We start from the raw sequence: 18,821 nt of genomic DNA on the forward strand, positions 1-18,821 counted from the left end.
CTCATCGGAAGTCCCGGCTCGACGTGCGCACCCGCAGCGACAGCGGGGCGAGGTGCTCGGCGACGAGGTTCGTCGCGTCGTCGTTGCGTTCCAGGCGGCCGCGCACGACGAGCGCCTTCGAGGTCCGTGCGGTGCGCCGGAACCTCTGCCACAGCCCCGCCGAGCAGATGACGTTGAGCAGCCCCGTCTCGTCCTCCAGCGACAGGAACGTCACCCCCTGCGCGGTGCCCGGCCGCTGCCGGTGCGTCACCACGCCCGCGACCGCCACCCGCCCGCCGGGCACGGGGTCCCGGTAGGTGTCCGCCACGCGCAGCACACCCGCCTCGTCGAGGCCGCCGCGGACGAACTGCGTGGGGTACGAGTCGACGGACACGCCCGTCGCCCACACGTCGGCGGTCGCCTCCTCGACGACCTCCAGGCCCGGCAGGGTCGGCGCGGTCACGCCGACCGACACCCCCGGCAGGGTGTCCGGCCCCTCGGCGGCCAGCGCGCCGGCCGCCCACAGCCCCTCGCGCCGGCTGACGCCCAGCGGGGCCAGCGCGCCCGCCGTCGCGAGCGACTCGAGCTGGGCGGTCGTCAGGTCCACGCGGCGCACCAGGTCGTGGAGGTCCGCGAAGGGCCCGTGCGCCGTCCGCTCGTCGACCAGCCGCGTCGCGGTCTCCTCGCCGATGGCCCGCACCGGCGCCAGGCCGAGCCGGATCGCCAGCGATCGCTCGTCGTGCCCCAGCATGCCGGGGGCGGGCACGTCGCCCGTGCCGCTCGGCCGGGGCCGCAGCAGCGGCTCGCCGCCCGGCGGGGTCGGCCCCACGCGTTCGACGAGCGCCTGCACGCCGGAGGCCTGCACGTCGGGGCGCAGCACGCCGATGCCGTGCCGGCGGGCGTCGGCGACGAGGCTCTGCGGCGAGTAGAAGCCCATCGGCTGGGCCGCGAGCACACCCGCGTAGAACGCGGCCGGGTGGTACACCTTCAGCCACGCGCTGGCGTACACCAGGTAGGCGAACGAGTACGCGTGCGACTCCGGGAACCCGAAGTCGGCGAACGCCTTGAGCTTGTCGTAGATCTGCTCGCCGACGTCCCGCGCGATGCCGTTGCGCGCCATCCCGTCCAGCAGACGCTGGTGCAGCGCCTGCATCCGCTCGAGCGACCGCTTCGAGCCCATCGCCCGGCGCAGCTGGTCCGCCTCCGCCGGCGTGAACCCGGCGGCGTCGACCGCCATCTGCATCAGCTGCTCCTGGAAGAGGGGCACGCCCTTGGTCCGCTCGAGCGACGGCCGCAGCAGATCATGGAGGTACGTCACCTTCTCGCGTCCCTTGGCCCGCTCGATGTACGGGTGCACCGACCCGCCCTGGATGGGCCCGGGCCGGATGAGCGCGACCTCGACGACGATGTCGTAGAAGTTCTTCGGGGCCAGCCGCGGCAGCGTGCCCATCTGCGCGCGCGACTCCACCTGGAACACCCCGACCGAGTCCGCGGCGCTCAGCAGCTCGTAGACCTTCGGGTCCTCCTGCGGCAGGCCGTGCAGCGTCAGCCGCTCGCCGGTGTGCCGCTCGACCTCGCCGAACATCAGCCGCAGCGCGGTGAGCATCCCCAGCCCGAGCAGGTCGAACTTCACCAGGCCGGCGTCGGCGCAGTCGTCCTTGTCCCACTGGAGCACGGTGCGCCCCGGCATCCGCGCCCACTCCACCGGGCACACCTCGATGACCGGCCGGTCGCACATCACCATGCCCCCGGAGTGGATGCCCAGGTGCCGCGGCAGGCGCAGCATCCGCTCCGCCAGGTCGATCACCGCGTCCGGGATCTCGGCCTCCGCCTCGGCGGACGGCGGCAGCACCGACGGCACCACGTCGTGGCCGCCCTCGACGGGCGTGCCGGGCGCCGGTTCGGGCGCCGCGGGTCCGGACCGATACACCGTCCACCACTCGCTGGGGATCCTCGGCCCGCGCAGGCTCCCCCACCGTTCGATCGACGTGCTCCACGCGTCCTGCTGGCCGACGTCGTAGCCGAGCGCCCTGGCCGCGTCGCGCACCGCCGAGCGCGGACGGTAGGAGATGACGTTCGCCACCTGCGCGGCGTGCTCACGCCCGTGCGTGGTGTAGACGTACTGGATCACCTCCTCGCGCCGCTTCGACTCGATGTCGACGTCGATGTCCGGCGGGCCGTCCCGCTCGGGGGCGAGGAATCGCTCGAACAGCAGGTGGTGCGCCACGGCGTCGACCGCGGTGACCCCGAGCGCGTAGCAGACCGCCGAGTTGGCGGCCGACCCCCGGCCCTGCGCGAGGATCCCGTTCCTGCGGCAGAACTCGACGAGGTCGTAGACGACGAGGAAGTACCCCGGGAAGCCGAGGTCCTCGATGACGCGCAGCTCGTGCTCGATCTGCGCGTACGCGCCCGCGACGCGCTCGTGCCCGGGCGGTCCGTAGCGCTCGAGGGCGCCCCGGCGGACGAGCTCGCGCAGCCAGCTGGCCTCGTCGTGCCCCGGCGGCACCGGGTACGGCGGCAGCCTGGGCGCGACGAGGGACAGGTCGAAGGCGCACTCCAGCGCCAGCTCCGCGGCGGTCGGCACCGCCCGCGGGTGGCGGCGGTGCAGCGCGAGCATCTCGGCCGCCGAGCGCAGGTGCGCCATCGGGGCGCCGGGCAGCCAGCCGTCCATGTCGTCGAGCGCGGAGCGTGCCCGCACGGCCGCGAGCGCCGCCGCGAGGTCCGCGTCGCGCGGCGTGGCGTAGTGGACGTTCCCCGTCGCGACGAGCGGCAGACGGGCACCGGCGGCGAGCTCGGCGAGCGCGTCGGAGAGCTCGGCGTCGTGGGCGTCCCCGGAGGCGGTGACCTCGACCGCGACGTTGTCCCGCCCGAACAGCGCCGTCAGCCGGTCGAGCTCGGTGCGTGCGGCGTCGAACCCGCCCGGGACCACCCCCGCGGTCCCCGACGGGTCGCCGCCGGACAACGCGCGGCGCACCGAACCCTTGCGGCAGCCGGTCAGCACCAGCCACCGCCCGGCGGCGCGCTCCGCCAGCTCCTCGAGGTGGTACTCGGCGGCGCCCTTCTCCCCGGTGCGCAGGTGCCCCTCGGCGATGGCGCGCGACAGCGCCCGGTAGCCGTCCGGCCCGCGGGCCAGCACGACGAGGTGCGTCGCCCGCGGGTCGGGGACGGCCGTCGGCGGGTCGAGCACGGGCAGGCCGGGCGTCGCACGGGTCCGCTCGCGCGGGTGCCGGCGCCCGTCGGGTGCGGGCAGGTGCAGCTCGGCGCCGAACACCGTCGGCAGCTCGACCGCCTTGGCGGCCTGGCTGAACCGCACCACGCCGTACAGCCCGTCGTGGTCCGTCACCCCCAGGGCCTCCAGCCCGAGCCGGGACGCCTCGGCGGCGAGCTCCTCCGGCTGGCTGGCCCCGTCGAGGAACGAGTAGGCGGTGTGGGCGTGCAGCTCCGCGTAGCGGACGTCAGTCATACGTCGCCTCGCACGTCCACCCCTGGCCGGGGGTCCCGACGAGCAGCACGCCGCGCCCGTCGTCGAGCGCCACCTGCAGGTGGGCACGCACCACCGGGCCGACCGACCCCGGCGCCCACCACCGCTCGCACACCGGCCACGGCCCCGCCCACCCGACGACCGCCGACGAGCGCGTCTCCTGGGTGGCGGCGACCGACGAGCGCCCCCCGCCCAGGGGCGAGCGCACGCCCTGGCTCCCGTCGACGGACCCGTCCCTCCCCGGCCGCCCGTCCCCTGTCGCCGTCGGCTCGTCGGGCGGCCAGACGACGACCGCCGGTTCCCCCACGAGCCCGGTCCGCTCGTCGTACCGCACCGCGTTCCCGAGGGCGTCCCGCAGCTCGACCCGGCACGAGGCCGTCAGCACCGTCGCCGGCGCCGGCTCGGGCAGTCGCCCGGGCCAGGGTCGGTCGACCGGCCGTGGCGGGTCGATCTGCTCGCCCCACGCCCGCAGGTGGACCTGCTCGCGCACGTCGCGTCCGCCCGCCAGGGTGGCGACGAGCACCCCCGAGCCGCCGATGATCCCCTGCACCCGCTCCAGGGCGCGGTGCGCACGCAGGTCCCCACCCGACGGGCCGCCCCACAGGCGCCCCTGCTCGGCGGCGGCCGGCAGCACGTCGAGCGCGGTGAGGGTCAGGCGCACCAGCGTCACCGGGTGCTCTTCGTGCCCCGGCGACCCGGCGGTCAGCCATCCCTCGAGCTGCCAGCGGATCCGGTCGGTCATCCGTGCCGGGGTCAGCCCGCCCCAGCCGCCGAGGTCGGTGCGCCACGTGCGGGCGAGCACCGTGCCGTCGTCGGTGGCCGCCGCCACCTCCAGCCGGCCGCAGGCGACGCCGCGCGCCACCAGGTCGTCGTGCAGCTGCTCGGCGAGCCGCCGTCCGGCGAAGGTCGCCTGGTCCACCCGCTCCAGCGGCGGGTCCAGGTCGGCCGTCGCGACGAGGTCGGCCTCCGGGCGCCGGCGCGCGGGCGGCCGCTCGTCGAGCCCGTTCGCCAGCAGGTGCGCCCACGTCCCGAGCCGCCCGAACCGCGCGTGCACGCTGCCCGTCGGCAGCGCCGCCAGCCCGCCGAGCGTCCGCAGCCCGAGCCGCTGCAGCAGGTCGACGAGGTCCGCCACCTGGGCCGCCTGCTCGTCGGTGACGGTGGCGTGCACCAGCTCGTCGATCCCGTACCCGGCGAGGAACGCCGCCGAGCATCCCGCTGTGACCACCGCCCCGGTGCGCGCCGCCAGCACCGCCGCCAGCAGCCCGTCGGCCGTGCCCACGCCGCACTCGAAGCCCGTGCCCGCCACGGCATCGACGAGGGCGACCGCCAGCGCCTCCTCCGAGCCGTGGTACCGGCTCGCGCCACCCGCCGGCAGCAGCAGCAGGCCGGGCCGGGCGACCTCGACGCCGGCGACGACGCCCTCCACCGCGGTGGCGACCGGCTCGAACGCGCGCACGTCCCGCGCGTCGTCGGCGGCCAGCAGCACGAGCTCGGGGCAGCAGCCCTGCGCCTGCCGGCGGCGCATGCCACGGCGGACACCCTCGGCACGGGCGAGCGCCGAGGTCGCGACGATCCGCTGCCCGTCGTGCACCGCCGCCGGCAGGTGCCCCGGGATGCCGACCGCCGCGGCCGCCGCGGCGACCGGCCAGTCCGGCACCCAGACGACAGTGGTCCGGGTGATGAGGGACGTGCTCATCCGACGAGCCTCAGTCCTTCGCCCGGCGCCGCCACGGGGGCCACCGCCGGCTCGTCGGGCACCTGCGCACCCAGCGGCAGGACGAGGTCGACCGTGCGCCCGGCCCCCACCCCGCGCCCCGTGCGCGCCACCCGCAGCCGGTGCGCGCGCAGCCAGCCGTCGCCGGTGCCGACCCCGGTCCACCGGCCACCCTCGACGACGAGCGTGGTGCCCGCGCCCGGCCACGCGTACGTCGGCATGAGCACCGCCCCGCGGTCCCGGGCTCGCGCCGCCAGCCGTCGCCGGTCGGCGTCGGTCAGCCGCGCCCCGGGGCCGACGACGACGACGTCCAGCCCGTCGAGCAGCGCCGCCACCACCGCCGGCGCGTCCGCCCCCGGCGACGGCACCATCGCCAGCCGCTCGAGGTCCAGCCCGGCCTGCGATGCCGCCAGCACCCCGAGGTCCGGGCGCCCGACGACGGCGACCCACGCGCCGTGCGCGCACGCGTGCGCCAGCAGCGCCAGGACCAGCGAGGTCGACCCCGTCACCGCGGTGGTGCCGCCGCGGCGCAGCCCCTCGGGCAGCAGCGGCGCCAGCGCCGGCGGCACCGCCATCGGGGGCCGCTCGGCCGTGATGAGGGCGGCCGGCCGCGCTGGTTCGTCGTCCGCTGCCGGGACCGACGGCACCGCGGACGGCGCCGCCGGGGCCGCGCGGACGCTGCGTGCCCCCGTGCGCAGCTCCGCGCGTGCCAGCGCCTCCCACGCCAGCGCCGCGCGCTCGGCCCGGGCCTGCGCCGCCACCTCGCGGGCCTCCGCCACGGCCGTCATGCCCTGCCCCCTACCAGCTCGTTCTCGAACACACGTTCGATGATGCCAGTACACGCCGACACGCCCTCCGTGTCAATCGACCGCGAGCGCCGACGGCCGCCACGGACCATGCTGGGACGCACCACCGACGCAGGAGGTCACCGATGACGTCCCTCGACCGCCCGGTCGCGGAGGACCCCTACGGCAAGCTGCCGCCCGTCCCCTCCTTCACCCTCACCAGCCCCGACATCACCGACGGGTCCCGGCTGCCCGCCGTGTACGCCGTGGACGGCGGCAACCAGTCCCCCGCCCTCGCCTGGAGCGGCTTCCCGGCCGGCACCCGCTCGTTCCTCGTCAACTGCTTCGACCCCGACGCGCCCACGCCCTCCGGCTACTGGCACTGGACCGTCGTCGACGTCCCCGGGACCGTCACGTCCCTCGACCACGGCGCGGGCGGCCACGGCGGCGCCCACCTGCCGCGCGGCGCGTTCCACGTGCGCAGCGACGGCGGCGACGACGGCTACGAGGGCGCCGGACCGCCCCGGGGCGACCGGGCGCACCGCTACGTCTTCGCCGTGCACGCCCTGGACGTGGACGAGCTGGGCGTCGGGCCGACGACGAGCCCGGCGGCCGTCGCGTTCACCGCCCGCGGCCACACGCTGGCCCGGGCGACGCTCACCGCCACCTACTCGCGGTAGCCCCAGGCCCGACGAACCCGCGGCCGGGCGGGCTCGCGCGGTCCTGGCACGACGAGCCGGCGTCGGTCGCGGTCGAGCGCCACGCGCCCCGACGGGTCGCCAGGTCGTGCCGCTCCGGGACGACGAACCAGCGGGCGGTCGCGGCACGACGAGCGTCGCCGCGGCGAGCTACCGTGCGGGCATGCCGACGCTGACCTGGGTGCCCGCCCTCGCGCGCCCCGACCTGCTCGCACCGGCGACCGCGGCCGCGCTCACCTCCTGGGCCGCGGCCGTCGCGGAGGTGGCCGACGAGGTCCACGTGACCGAGATCGACCCCGACCTCGCCGACACCGCCGCCCTCAACGAGGCCTACGGCCTGCCGTCGTCGGGCTCGGTCAACTGCGTGCTCGTCGTCGGCCGGCGCGAGGGCACCGAACGCCTCGCGGCCGCCGGCGTGCGCGCCACCACGCGCGCCGACGTCAACAACGTCGTCAAGCGGCTGCTCGACGTCCGGAAGGCCACCTTCCTGCCGATGGACCGCGCCACCGCCGAGTCCGGCATGGAGTACGGCGGCATCACGTTCCTCGGCCTGCCTGGGCACTACCGGGTGCTGATCGACGCCTCGGTGGCGAGCACCGATCCCGACGCCGGCGACCGCGTGGTCATCGGCAGCGGCGTGCGCCGCTCCAAGCTGTCCCTGCCCGGGGCGCTGCTGGCGAGCGCGCCCGGCATCGAGCTCGTGGAGGGGCTGGCGCTCTCGTGAGCGACGCGAGCGCGGGCGCCGCCACGACCGGCCCGGCGGACGGCGAGGCGCGCGCCGCCGCCGCGCTGGCGGCCGCCGGCGTCCCCTACGCGATCACCCGGCACGGCCGGGTCAGCTCCCTGGCCGAGGCCGCCGCGGCCCGCGGCCTGGAACCCGCCGACGTGCTCAAGACGATCGTCGTGCGACGTGGTGGCGACGACTTCCTCTTCGTCCTGGTCCCGGGCGACCGGACCATCTCCTGGCCCAAGCTCCGCGCGCTGCTCGGCATCAGCCGGATGTCGATGCCGGACGCCGCCACCGCCAAGGACGTCACCGGGTACGAGCGGGGCACCATCACCCCGTTCGGCTCGCTGCGCGCCTGGCCGGTGATCGCCGACGAGCGCGTCACCGGCGGACGCAGCGTCTCCATCGGCGCCGGCGCGCACGGCGTCGCCGCGACGCTCGTCGGCGACGACGTGGTCCGCGCGCTGGGGGCGACCGTCGCCGACGTGACGGACCCGGAGTCCTGAGCACCGGTCGACGACCCGCTCAGCCGGCCGCCGGGACACCCCGCCGGGGGCGCCGCGGCCGGACGAGCCCGACGAGCGACACGATCGCCCACACGCCCTCGAGCAGCAGGAACCCCCACTGGCTCGTGACGGCCGCCTGGACGGCGAGCGTGCCGGAGCCCACGAGGTTGAGGACGAGGTACCGCACGGACGTGGTCTCGAGACGCCCGGCCTGCGACGCCGCGAACGCGGCGAGCACGAGCAACGAGCCGACGACCTGGACGACCTGACCTGCCATGACGCGCACCTTCCGGGAGCGTCGTCTTGTCGGGCCGGGTACGGCGCACCTCGTCCGGCGGCCCGCGGCGACGGGCCGGCCCTCAGGATCCCATGCGTGCGGGCGGGCCGGCGCTGGCCCGCCGCGCCGGACGCCGATGCGCAGGGTCGTGAAACCGCCCGGCACGTTCGGCCGCGGAAGCCGCGCACGTCACAGGCCCGGACGACTAGGTCCAGGCCTCGGACGGCCGGTTCGCGCGAGCTGCGAGCCGGCACCGGCTCAGAGCAGGGCTGCCACCGGGATCCGCACCGACCCGGTCACGGTCGGCGGGTCAGGAGCTCCACGTGGTCGCCGGCGTGCAGCACGACGTCGGGCAGCGGCTCTCCCCGGCGCCGGCCACGGCTGTAGCCGACTGCCGCATACCCGTCGGGCCACGAGACGTCGCCCAGCCGCGCCCCGACCAGGGTGGAGTCGTCGGTGACCGCGACGGCGACGACCTCGTGACCGGGCAACGTGCTGCGGCCGTCCGCACCTCCGTCGGCGGTGTGCGGGTGCACCGCCAGCTGGCGTGCGATGGTGCGCAGCACGGAGGTGCCGGTGACCCAGCCGACCACCTGGTCCGCGCCGTCGTCGACCACGGGGATGACCTCCTCGCCATGGGTCTCGAGGTGACGCAGCACCTCGACGAGGGACTCGGAGGCGAAGACGGGGCGGGGCGCGCGCTGCCGGACGACCGGCGCGCCGAGCACCGCCTCGCCCGCCGGTTCCGCCGGCTGCGCCGTCGGGATCCGGATCGACGGCGACGCGACGTCCATCGCCTGGTCGGCACGCAGGTCGGTGAAGGATCGCCACGGCGCGGTCCGGTCGATGTCCTGGCCGCGGCGGAGCAGCTTCGTGGTGTAGATGGTGCCGTAGCTCACGCGCCGGGAGATGAGGGTGGAGATCGCCACGGTCAGCATGATCGACAGGGTGATGGAGTAGTCCCCGGTCATCTCCACCACGCTGGCGAGCGCGGTGAGCGGGGCGCGGGTGGACGAGCCGAAGACGCCGGCCATGCCGACAGCGGCGTACAGCGCGGGGTCGCCCGCGCTGGCGCCGAACAGGTGGCTGACCAGCGCTCCGTAGAGCACACCGGTCATCAGACCGATGAACAGGGAGGGGGCGAACACGCCCCCCGAGCCGCCGACCCCCAGCGTGAGGCTGGTGGCCAGGATCTTCGCCAGCAGGAGCACCAGCACGAACCAGGTGGCGTAGCTGCCGGCCAGGGCCTTGAACATCACCGGGTAGCCCACCCCGTACATCTGCGGCACCAGGAGCAGCAGCAGGCCGACCGCCAGGCCACCCACGATGGGTCGGGCCCACTCCGGGCGGCTGCCCCAGAGGCGGTCGCAGCGGTCCTCGATCCAGTACAGCGCGGCCCGGAACAGCTGGCCGACGAGGGCCGAGAGCACGGCGAGGACGGCCACGAGCACGTAGTCCGACGAACCGTGCAGCGTGATCCCGTGCGGGAACTGGGACAGGAAGGGCTGGTTGCCCAGGATGGGGCGCGCCACGGCGTCGGCCAGCATCGCGGACAGCATCACGGCGAACAGGGCGTCGCCCGACATGTCCCGCAGGATGATCTCGACACCGAAGAACACGCCGGCGATCGGTGCGTTGAACGTCGCCGCGATGGCCCCGCCCGCGCCGCAGGCGACGAGGATCCGCAGCCGGGCCTCGGGCACGCGCACCCACTGGCCGAGCGTCGAGGCGAGGGCCGAGCCGATCTGCACGATCGGGCCTTCGCGCCCGACGCTGCCGCCGGTCCCGATGGTCACCGCCGAGGCCATCGCCTTGATCGCCGCGACCCGAGGCCGCATCCGGCCGCCGTTCTCCGCCACCGCGACCATCACCTCGGGCACCCCGTGGCCGCGCGCCTCGCGGGCGTAGCGGTAGACCACCGGGCCGTAGACGATGCCGCCGATGACCGGGACGAGCACGTAGAAGGCCGACCCGAGCCAGGGCAGGTGGGAGCTGGCCACGCGGCCGGCCTGCCCGAACTCGCCCTGACCCGTCATCAGCCAGGTGACCAGCTGGATGAGGTAGCGGAAGCCGACGGCGGCCAGGCCGGAGGCAGCCCCGACCCCCACTGCTAGCGTGAACAGGCCGAAGCGGGAGCTGCGGAGCCAGGACGACGATGACGACACGCGTGTAATGATGCAACTGTTGCATGGCTACATGCGAATCCGGGAGGGGTGGGCATGCCGAAAGGAGCGCCGGACGGGGTAGGCGCGGCGGTCGACGCCACCCTCACCGCCTCCCGCGCGTTGCTCGGTGTCGTCGCCCGCTCGGTCGCCAACGCGCTCGAGCTCGTCACGCCGCCCCAGTTCCGGGTCCTCGTCATCCTGTCGGCCGAAGGCCCGCTGCGCACCGGCACGCTGGCCGCCCGCATGGACGCGGTGCCGTCGACCTTCACCCGCTCCCTCGACAGGATGGAAGCCGGCGGCTGGATCACCCGGCGCGAGAACCCCGACAGTCGCCGCGAGGTGCTCGTCGACCTCACCGAGTCGGGCAGGCACCTGGTCGAGGAGGCCACGGCTCGCAGGCGTCAGGAGATCCGCAGCGTGATCACCCACCTGTCGCCCGACGAACGAGCGGCCGTCATCCGCGGCCTGACGCTCTTCGCCTCCGCCGCCGGCGAACCGCCGATCGACGACCTCCTCGTCCCAGGGCTCTGACGCCGGGAGGCACCGCCTCCGCGCTCAGACCCGCGTCGCCCAGAAGGCCACGGCCGCGGCCGCCGCGACGTTGAGCGAGTCGACCCCGCCCGCCATCGGGATCCGCACGACGAGGTCCGCCGAGGCGACGGTCCGCGGCTTGAGGCCGTCGCCCTCGGCACCCAGCACCAGCGCCAGCCGCTCCGGCGGGTCCGCGACCAGGTCGTCCAGGCTGATGGACTCGTCGGAGAGCGCCAGGGCCGCGACGACGAACCCCGCGGCGCGCAGGTCGTCCACCCCCGCCGGCCACGGGTCGATCCGCGTCCAGGGCACCTGGAACACGGTTCCCATGGAGACACGCACCGAGCGCCGGTACAGCGGGTCGGCGCAGCGCGGCGTCACGAGCACGGCGTCGACGCCCAGCGCCGCGGCGGAGCGGAAGGCGGCCCCGACGTTCGTGTGGTCGACGATGTCCTCGAGCACCGCCACGCGTCGCGCCCCGGTCAGCACGTCGGCCAGGGCGGGCAACGCCGGCCGCTGCATCGCCGCCAGCGCGCCACGGTGCACGTGGAACCCCGTGATGGCCTCGAGCACGGGCTCCTCGGCGACGTAGACCGGCATGTCGCCGACGGCCGGCGCGGCCGCCAGCATCCCCAGCACGTCCGGCAGCCATCGAGGCGCCAGCAGCACCGAGCGAGGCCGGTGCCCCGCCTCCAGCGCGCGGCCCAGCACCGTGGAGCTCTCGGCGATGTACAGGCCGGCCCCTGGCTCGTGCCGCGAGCGCAGCGCGACGTCGGTGAGCGACACGTAGTCGGCGAGCCGCTCGTCGGCCGCCTCGGTCACGGGCAGCACGTGCGGAGTCAGCATGCTCCGATCCTGTCAGCCCGCGGCCGCCGCCCGGCGCAGCGCCCGGCCCCCCAGCGCGGCCACCACCGCGCCCGCCAGCGCAAACAGCGGCACGGCGACGAAGGCGGTGTGCATCCCCACCTGGTCGGACAGCCAGCCGAGGAGGAACGGCGCGACGCCGATCGACAGCGAGCCCCACAGGGTGGCGTCGCCCTGGGCGCGGTCGGAGTGCCCGGGCGAGGCGGCCAGCAGCAGTGCGATCGACAGCGGGTACTGCACGCCCAGGCCCAGGCCGGCCAGCACCAGCCCGGCCAGCGCGACGCCCGTGCTCGTCGTGGTCCACAGCACGGTCCAGCCGACGACGGTGAACAGGAAGCCCGCGGCGAGCAGGCGGGCGGGCGCGAGCCGCAGCGAGAGCGGCCCGACGATGAGCCGGATGGCCGTCATGCCGGCCACGAGCCCGGCCGTGGCGGCCGCCGCGATGCCGGCTCCCGCCCCCGTGCGCTCGATGACGAGCTTCGTCGACCAGTAGGTCGTGGCGTTCTCCACGGCGACGGCCGCGACGACGCCGCCGACGAACATGACCGCGGCCGTGCCACGGCGGCGGCGGGCGGGCGCGGCGTCACCGCGCGCCACCACCGGGACAGCCCGGCGCGGCAGGCTCTCGGACTCGGGGAGGCGGGCGATGAGCACGATGACGACGACGGCGAGGCCCGCGGTCACCAGCACGCCCGGGCGCCACCCCCAGCCGACCGCGACCGCGGCACCGACGGCGAGCGGGCCCAGGAGGCCGACGCCCGAGCCGACGGCGTTGCCCTCGCTGATGGCCGCCGATGCGGCCGGCCCCTGGTGCAGCGCCAGGCCCACCTGGGTGGCCGAGATCAGGACGTTCCCGCCCAGCGAGAGCACGAGCATCGCGGTGAGGGTCCACCCCAGCGCCGGCCCGGTGAGGAGCCCGCTGACGCCGACGACCACGAGCACCAGCGACCCGAGGATGGCCCGGCGGCGTCCCCACCACAGCACCGCGCGGGGCGCGAGGAAGGCCGCCGCGAGGCCGCCCGCCGCCATCGCGGTCCCGTGGAGCCCCACGAGCGCGTCGCTGATCCGCAGGTCACGGCCCAGCAGGGGCGCGCTCGGGTTGAAGCTGTACAACAGCCATCCCCACACCGTGTACGGGCCGTACAGGGTCAGGGTCAGGCGGTCGCGGACGACGCGGGTCCGCGCGGCCGGATCGCTCCGCGGTCGAAACGATACGAGTGGCACCCCCGAAGCCTAGAGCCTGCACAGCGGCACGACGGCCGCGCGCCCGGAGCCGGTCCGGGACGCGCGGCCGTCGGGGTGCGTGGGGTCAGGACTCCTCGACCGCCGCCGAGGCGAACTGGCTCTCGTACAGCCGGACGTAGGCGCCCCCGGACTCGAGCAGCTGGGCGTGCGTACCCTGCTCGACGATGTCGCCGTGCTCCATGACGAGGATGAGGTCCGCGTCCCGGATGGTCGACAGCCGGTGGGCGATGACGAACGACGTCCGGCCCGCACGCAGGGCCGCCATGCCCTTCTGCACCAGCACCTCGGTGCGGGTGTCCACCGACGAGGTGGCCTCGTCGAGGATGAGGATCGTCGGGTCGGCGAGGAACGCCCGGGCGATGGTCAGCAGCTGCTTCTCGCCCGCCGACAGCGACCCGCCCTCGTCGTCGATCTTCGTGTCGTAGCCCTTGGGCAGGGTGCGCACGAACCGGTCGACGTGCGTGGCCGTCGCCGCGGCGACCACCTCGTCACGGCTCGCCTCGTCCACGCCGTAGGCGATGTTCTCGGCGATGGTGCCCTCGTACAGCCAGGTGTCCTGCAGCACCATGCCCATCTGCGAGCGCAGCTCGTCGCGCGTCAGGGTGCGGGTGTCGACGCCGTCCAGCGTGATCCGCCCGCCGTTGACCTCGTAGAACCGCATGATGAGGTTGACCAGGGTGGTCTTGCCGGCGCCGGTGGGCCCGACGATGGCGATCGTGTGCCCCGGCTCGGCCACCATGGAGAGGTCCTTGATGAGGGGCTTGGCGGGGTCGTACTGGAACGCCACGTGCTCGAACTCCACCCGGCCCTTGACCGGCTGGGCGAGCTTGGCGGCCGGCACCGGGTCGGCGGACTGCTCCTCCGCGTCCAGCAGCTCGAACACCCGCTCCGCCGACGCGACGCCGGACTGCAGCAGGTTCGCCATGGCCGCGATCTGCGTGATCGGCTGGCTGAACTGGCGGCTGTACTGGATGAACGCCTGCACGTCACCGAGCGTGAGCGTGCCGGACGCCACCTTGAGGCCGCCGACGACGGCGACGATGAGGTAGTTGAGGTTCGAGACGAAGCCGAGCGCCGGCTGGATGATGCCCGAGATCGCCTGGGCCCGGAAGCTCGCGTCGTAGAGCTTGCCGTTGCGCTCGGCGAACACCTTCCCCGCCTCACGCTGCCGGCCGAAGACCGTCACCAGCGCGTGCCCGGTGAACATCTCCTCGATGTGCGCGTTGAGCTCGCCGGTGTGCGTCCACTGCTTGACGAACTGGGGCCGCGACCGCTTGGCGATCGCCGTCGCGATGACCATCGCCAGCGGCACGGTCACGAGCGCGACGAGCGCCAGCTCCCACGAGATCGAGAACATCATGACGAGCACACCGACGACGGTGAGCACGGACGTGATGAGCTGCGACAGCGTCTGCTGCATGGTCTGGGCAACGTTGTCGATGTCGTTCGTCACGCGGGACAGCAGCTCGCCGCGCGGCTGGCGGTCGAAGTACGACAGCGGCAGCCGGCCGAGCTTCGCCTCCACGTCGTTGCGCAGCTGGCGCGCGGTGTTCTGCACCATGCGCGTGGTGAGCCGGAACTGCAGCCAGCCGAACACCGACGACACCGCGTAGATGCCGAGCACCAGCAGCAGGATCATCGCCAGGCGGTGGAAGTCCACGCCCTGGCCGACGTGGACGTCGTGCATCCCGGCCAGCAGGTCGGCGAACTGGCCCTGGCCCTTGGCCCGCAGCCCGGCGATCACCTGGTCGATGCTCACCGTGCTGGGGTCGACGCCGGCGGGCAGCTGCTTGGCGATCATCCGGCCGACGAGGCCCTCGAAGATGACGTTGGTGCCCTTGCCGAGGATCTTCGGCCCGACGACGGCCGCCGCGACCGACAGCACGCCGAGGACGAACACACCGACCAGCCGAGTGCGCTCGGGGCGCAGCAGGCCGACGAGCCGCTTGCCCGAGCCTTTGAGGTCCTTGGCCTTCTCGCCCGGCATGCCCATGCCGCCCATCGGGCCCATCGGGCCACGCCGCTGCGGCGGGCGCGGCGGGGTCACCGCCGGGGTCGTCTCGCCGTTCTCCTGGGCGCTCATGCCGCTTCCTCCACGCTCAGCTGCGAGTAGACGATCTCCTGGTACGTCGGGTTGCTCTCGAGCAGCTCGGCGTGGGTGCCGACGCCGACGACCTTGCCGTCGTCCAGGACGACGATCCGGTCGGCGTTGCGGATGGTCGCGACGCGCTGGGCGACGACGAGCACGGTGGCGTCCCGGGTCTCGGGGACGAGCGCCGCGCGCAGCGCGGCGTCGGTCGCGTAGTCGAGGGCCGAGAACGAGTCGTCGAACAGGTAGATCGCGGGCCTTCGGGCGATCGCCCGCGCGATCGCCAGGCGCTGGCGCTGGCCGCCGGAGACGTTGGTGCCGCCCTGCGCGATCGGCGCGTCCAGGCCGGCCTCCATCGCCTCGACGAAGTCCTTCGCCTGCGCCACCTCGAGGGCGTGCCACAGCTCCTCGTCGGTCGCGTCCGGCGCCCCGAACTGGAGGTTCGACCGGACGGTGCCGGAGAACAGGTAGGGCTTCTGCGGGACGAGCCCGATGAGGGCCCAGAGCTCGTCGGGCGCGACGTCGCGCACGTCGACGCCACCGACCGTCACGGACCCGCCGGTGACGTCGTAGAGCCGCGGCACCAGGTTGACCAGCGTCGTCTTGCCCGACCCCGTCGAGCCGATGATCGCCGTGGTCCTGCCGGGCTCGGCCACCAGGTCGATGTCCTGCAGCACCGCGTCCTCGGCGCCCGGGTAGCGGAACTCGACGCCGTGGAGCTCGAGGAGCCCGCGCTCCGGCCCGGCCGGCAGGGCGACCGGCTGGATGGGCGGCAGCACGGTGGGCTTGGTGTCGACGACGGCGGCGATGCGCTCGGAGGCGACCATGGCGCGCGGGATCATGACGAAGATCAGCGAGCTCATCATCACGGCCATGAGGATGAAGACGATGTAGCTGATGAACGCCGTCAGGGCGCCGATCTGCATCTGGCCGTTGTCGATGCGGCGTGCGCCGAACCACAGCACGGACACGCTGGTGGCGTTCATGACGAACATCACCAGCGGGAACAGCACGGCCATGAACATGCCCGTGCGCACGCCCGCCTCGTAGACGTCGTCGTTCGCCTGGCCGAACCGCGCCCGCTCGCGCCCCTCGCGGACGAACGCCCGGATGACGCGGACGCCGGTGAGCTGCTCGCGCATGACGCGGTTGACGGCGTCGATCCGCCCCTGCATCTTGCGGAACCAGGGCACCATCTTGGTCACGACGAAGGCGACGATGATCGCCAGCACCGGCACGACGACCAGCAGCACGCCGGACAGTGCGACGTCCTCGCGCAACGCCATGATGACGCCGCCGACCAGCATGATCGGCGCCATCAGCATGATGGTGAACGTCATGAGGACGACCATCTGCACCTGCTGCACGTCGTTCGTCGTGCGCGTGATGAGGGTCGGGGCACCGAAGGAGCCCATCTCCTGCTGCGAGAAGGCCTGGACCCGGTCGAACAGGCGGGCGCGCATGTCGCGGCCGAGCGCCATCGCGGTGCGGGAGCCGAGGTAGACGGCGCCGATCGCGCAGACGACCTGGGCGAGGCTGACGGCGAGCATGATGCCGCCCAGCCGCCAGATCTCGTGGGTGTTCCCCGCCGCGACACCCTTGTCGATGATGTCGGCGTTGAGGCTGGGGAGGTAGAGCGTCGCGACGACCTGCACGATCTGCAGGGCGACGACCGCCAGCGCGGTGCCCGCGTACGGGCGCAGGTGCTCGCGGAGGAGCCGGACCAGCATGGGTCTCCCTCTCGGAGATGGACGGTTCTAGACGGTGGCCTCGTCGGGGTCGAGCACCCCGTGGAGGAAGAAGTCGGCGACGAGGTCCGGGTCGACGTCCTGAGCGGCGAGGCCCTGTCGGAGCCGGCCCGCGGACTGGATGATGGTGCCCGTGACCAGTGCCTCGAGCATGACGATCGCGGCGTCGATCGGGTAGCGCAGCCGTCCGGCGTCGGGCTCGAGCACCCGCCGCAGCTGGGCCCGGACGAGCGCCTGGGTCGCCTGCTGGCGCTCCGCCCACGACTCGTGCGGGCCGCGGTGCACCCCGCCGGGGCCGGGTGGACCAGATCCGCGATGGTGCCGGTTGACCATCGACATCCACAGCGCGAGGTCCGCCATCCGCGCGACGCCGGTGCGGATCACCAGGCCGAGGCGCTCCTCGACGGGCAGCCCCAGGTCGATCGCGCCCAGCTCCGCGAGGTACTCCCCGGGGTCGAGCGCCGAGGCGATCGCCTCCCGGACGAGCGACTCCTTGTCGTCGAACACACGGAAGAGGGTGCCCTCGGCGACCTCGGCCGCCTCGGCCAGCTCGCGTGTCGTCACGTCGGTGCCGCGGGTCCGCACGACGGGAAGCACGGCCTTGAGGATGGCGAGGCGGCGCTCGTCGGGCGGCAGCGGTGCGGCGCGACCCGACCGCGCTCCAGTGATCTGCACCCGGAGAGACTAAATGAGTGAGCACTCACTCAGCAAGTCCCAGTGCCGCGACGGGGCGCGCGACCAGGAGCGTCACCCGTTCGGCCCAGCACCCGCACGACGGGAGCCATGCGCCGGGACGGGTCCCGACCGCATGGCTCCCGGTGAGGCCGGCTCACTCCCCGGGCGGTGCTTCCTCCGGGGCTTCCTCCGACGAGGCGGGCGGCACCGAATGGCCGCGCGGCGCGGGCGGCACACCGCCCGGGCGCTGGCCGGCCTCGACCTCGGGGTTGAACGGCATGCCGCTGCGGGTGCCCGCGTCCGTGGCGTCGGCGGTCGCTGCCTCGGACTGCCGGCGGGCCTCGGCGAGTGCCTCGGCCGCGGTCGGCAGCGACATCGGCGGCAGGTTGCCCGTCGGCAAGGCCGCGGACCGCTCCCCCGGGACCGCGGGCGACGGCTCGGTGGGCGGCACGCCGCCGCCACCGGTGAAGCCACGAGCCAGCTGGCCGAGCGCGCCGGACAGCTCCGACGGCAGGAACCACATCGTGCTCGACTGGCTCTGAGCGATCTTCGGCAGCGTCTGCAGGTACTGGTAGGCCAGCAGCTTGGGGTCGGCGTCGCCGCGGTGGATCGCGTCGAACACCTGGAGGATCGCGCGCGCGTCGCCCTCGGCGCGGAGCACGGCCGACTGCGCGTCGCCCTCGGCACGGAGCACCGCGGCCTGCTTCTCGCCCTCGGCGGTGAGGATCTTGCTCTGCTTGACGCCTTCCGCGGTGAGGATCGTGGCGCGGCGGTCACGCTCGGCGCGCATCTGCTGCTCCATCGAGCTCTGGATGCTGGGCGGCGGGTCGATCGCCTTGAGCTCGACGCGGTTGACCCGGATGCCCCACTTGCCCGTCGCCTCGTCGAGCACGCCGCGCAGCTGGCCGTTGATCTGGTCGCGGCTGGTCAGGGTCTGCTCCAGGTCCATGGTGCCGATGACGTTACGGAGCGTGGTGACCGTCAGCTGCTCGATGCCGGTGTAGTAGTTCTGGATCTCGTACACCGCGGCCCTCGGCTCGGTCACCTGGAAGTAGATGACCGTGTCGATGGACACGACGAGGTTGTCCGAGGTGATGACCGGCTGCGGCGGGAACGAGACGACCTGCTCGCGCAGGTCCACGCGGGCGCGCACCCGGTCGACGAACGGCACGAGCAGGTGCAGGCCCGCGTCCAGGGTGCGGGAGTACCGGCCCAGGCGCTCGACGATGTAGGCCTCGGCCTGGCGCACGATCCGCACCGCGCGGACGAGCGCGATGATGACGAAGAGCGCGATCAGGGCAAGGACGACCAGGCCGATGGTTTCGGCGACGTTCATG

General features: G+C 74.4%; 15 protein-coding genes and 1 riboswitch. Of the genes, 4 read left to right on the top strand and 11 right to left on the bottom strand.

The features are described from left to right. Position 1 precedes the first annotated feature (1 nt). Genes dnaE through BGO37_RS00520 form a run of 3 tightly spaced genes read right to left on the bottom strand, consistent with a single transcriptional unit; the run spans position 2 to position 5,962 of the window. Positions 2 to 3,442 carry a DNA polymerase III subunit alpha gene (dnaE, locus tag BGO37_RS00510; RefSeq protein WP_291751069.1) on the bottom strand — a complete coding sequence of 1,147 codons (3,441 nt, stop codon included), beginning with the start codon at positions 3,440 to 3,442 and terminating at the stop codon, positions 2 to 4. Beyond that, positions 3,435 to 5,156 (bottom strand): DNA polymerase Y family protein, encoded by a 1,722-nt coding sequence (locus BGO37_RS00515; RefSeq protein ID WP_291751070.1) that lies wholly within the window; start codon positions 5,154 to 5,156, stop codon positions 3,435 to 3,437. The genes dnaE and BGO37_RS00515 overlap by 8 nt, the downstream gene beginning before the upstream one ends. Further along, positions 5,153 to 5,962, bottom strand: a complete 810-nt coding sequence (locus BGO37_RS00520; protein WP_291751071.1) for a hypothetical protein — start codon at positions 5,960 to 5,962, stop codon at positions 5,153 to 5,155. The genes BGO37_RS00515 and BGO37_RS00520 overlap by 4 nt, the downstream gene beginning before the upstream one ends. A 143-nt stretch (positions 5,963 to 6,105) precedes the next feature. On the opposite strand from BGO37_RS00520, the gene BGO37_RS00525 reads away from it, so the two are divergent. From BGO37_RS00525 to BGO37_RS00535, 3 genes are all read left to right on the top strand, one after another. Then, on the top strand, positions 6,106 to 6,639 hold the full coding sequence (locus BGO37_RS00525; protein WP_291751072.1) for a YbhB/YbcL family Raf kinase inhibitor-like protein: 534 nt from the start codon (positions 6,106 to 6,108) through the stop codon (positions 6,637 to 6,639). A gap of 181 nt (positions 6,640 to 6,820) precedes the next feature. Then, the gene (locus BGO37_RS00530; RefSeq protein WP_291751074.1) at positions 6,821 to 7,381 is read left to right on the top strand and encodes a YbaK/EbsC family protein; all 561 of its coding nucleotides are present in this window, start codon (positions 6,821 to 6,823) and stop codon (positions 7,379 to 7,381) included. Then, on the top strand, positions 7,378 to 7,890 hold the full coding sequence (locus tag BGO37_RS00535) for an aminoacyl-tRNA deacylase (RefSeq protein ID WP_291751076.1): 513 nt from the start codon (positions 7,378 to 7,380) through the stop codon (positions 7,888 to 7,890). The genes BGO37_RS00530 and BGO37_RS00535 overlap by 4 nt, the downstream gene beginning before the upstream one ends. A gap of 19 nt (positions 7,891 to 7,909) precedes the next feature. Here the strand turns inward: BGO37_RS00535 and BGO37_RS00540 are convergent, their stop codons facing one another. Both BGO37_RS00540 and BGO37_RS00545 read right to left on the bottom strand, forming a co-directional pair. Then, a complete protein-coding gene (locus BGO37_RS00540) occupies positions 7,910 to 8,167 on the bottom strand; it encodes a hypothetical protein (protein WP_291751078.1) in 258 nt (85 codons plus the stop codon). Between the two features lie 15 nt (positions 8,168 to 8,182). After that, a riboswitch (guanidine-III (ykkC-III) riboswitch) is annotated at positions 8,183 to 8,248 on the bottom strand. Between the two features lie 215 nt (positions 8,249 to 8,463). Continuing rightward, positions 8,464 to 10,332, bottom strand: coding sequence for a chloride channel protein (locus BGO37_RS00545; protein ID WP_291751079.1), 1,869 nt, complete (start codon positions 10,330 to 10,332; stop codon positions 8,464 to 8,466). A gap of 54 nt (positions 10,333 to 10,386) precedes the next feature. On the opposite strand from BGO37_RS00545, the gene BGO37_RS00550 reads away from it, so the two are divergent. Then, the gene (locus BGO37_RS00550) at positions 10,387 to 10,863 is read left to right on the top strand and encodes a MarR family winged helix-turn-helix transcriptional regulator (RefSeq protein ID WP_291751080.1); all 477 of its coding nucleotides are present in this window, start codon (positions 10,387 to 10,389) and stop codon (positions 10,861 to 10,863) included. A 24-nt stretch (positions 10,864 to 10,887) separates the two neighbouring features. Here BGO37_RS00550 and BGO37_RS00555 read toward each other — a convergent pair whose 3' ends face one another. From BGO37_RS00555 to BGO37_RS00580, 6 genes are all read right to left on the bottom strand, one after another. Then, positions 10,888 to 11,709, bottom strand: a complete 822-nt coding sequence (locus BGO37_RS00555) for an RNA methyltransferase (protein WP_291751081.1) — start codon at positions 11,707 to 11,709, stop codon at positions 10,888 to 10,890. Between the two features lie 12 nt (positions 11,710 to 11,721). Beyond that, on the bottom strand, positions 11,722 to 12,951 hold the full coding sequence (locus BGO37_RS00560; RefSeq protein WP_291751082.1) for a sugar MFS transporter: 1,230 nt from the start codon (positions 12,949 to 12,951) through the stop codon (positions 11,722 to 11,724). An 85-nt stretch (positions 12,952 to 13,036) separates the two neighbouring features. Continuing rightward, positions 13,037 to 14,983, bottom strand: coding sequence for an ABC transporter ATP-binding protein (locus BGO37_RS00565; RefSeq protein ID WP_291751256.1), 1,947 nt, complete (start codon positions 14,981 to 14,983; stop codon positions 13,037 to 13,039). A 68-nt stretch (positions 14,984 to 15,051) separates the two neighbouring features. Continuing rightward, the gene (locus BGO37_RS00570; RefSeq protein ID WP_291751083.1) at positions 15,052 to 16,791 is read right to left on the bottom strand and encodes an ABC transporter ATP-binding protein; all 1,740 of its coding nucleotides are present in this window, start codon (positions 16,789 to 16,791) and stop codon (positions 15,052 to 15,054) included. 27 nt (positions 16,792 to 16,818) lie between these two features. Next, positions 16,819 to 17,484 carry a TetR family transcriptional regulator gene (locus tag BGO37_RS00575; RefSeq protein ID WP_291751084.1) on the bottom strand — a complete coding sequence of 222 codons (666 nt, stop codon included), beginning with the start codon at positions 17,482 to 17,484 and terminating at the stop codon, positions 16,819 to 16,821. Between the two features lie 154 nt (positions 17,485 to 17,638). Then, a complete protein-coding gene (locus BGO37_RS00580; RefSeq protein WP_291751086.1) occupies positions 17,639 to 18,820 on the bottom strand; it encodes an SPFH domain-containing protein in 1,182 nt (393 codons plus the stop codon). Between the last annotated feature and the right edge of the window lies 1 nt (position 18,821).

This window comes from Cellulomonas sp. 73-92, assembly GCF_001898175.1.
GTDB lineage: Bacteria > Actinomycetota > Actinomycetes > Actinomycetales > Cellulomonadaceae > Cellulomonas.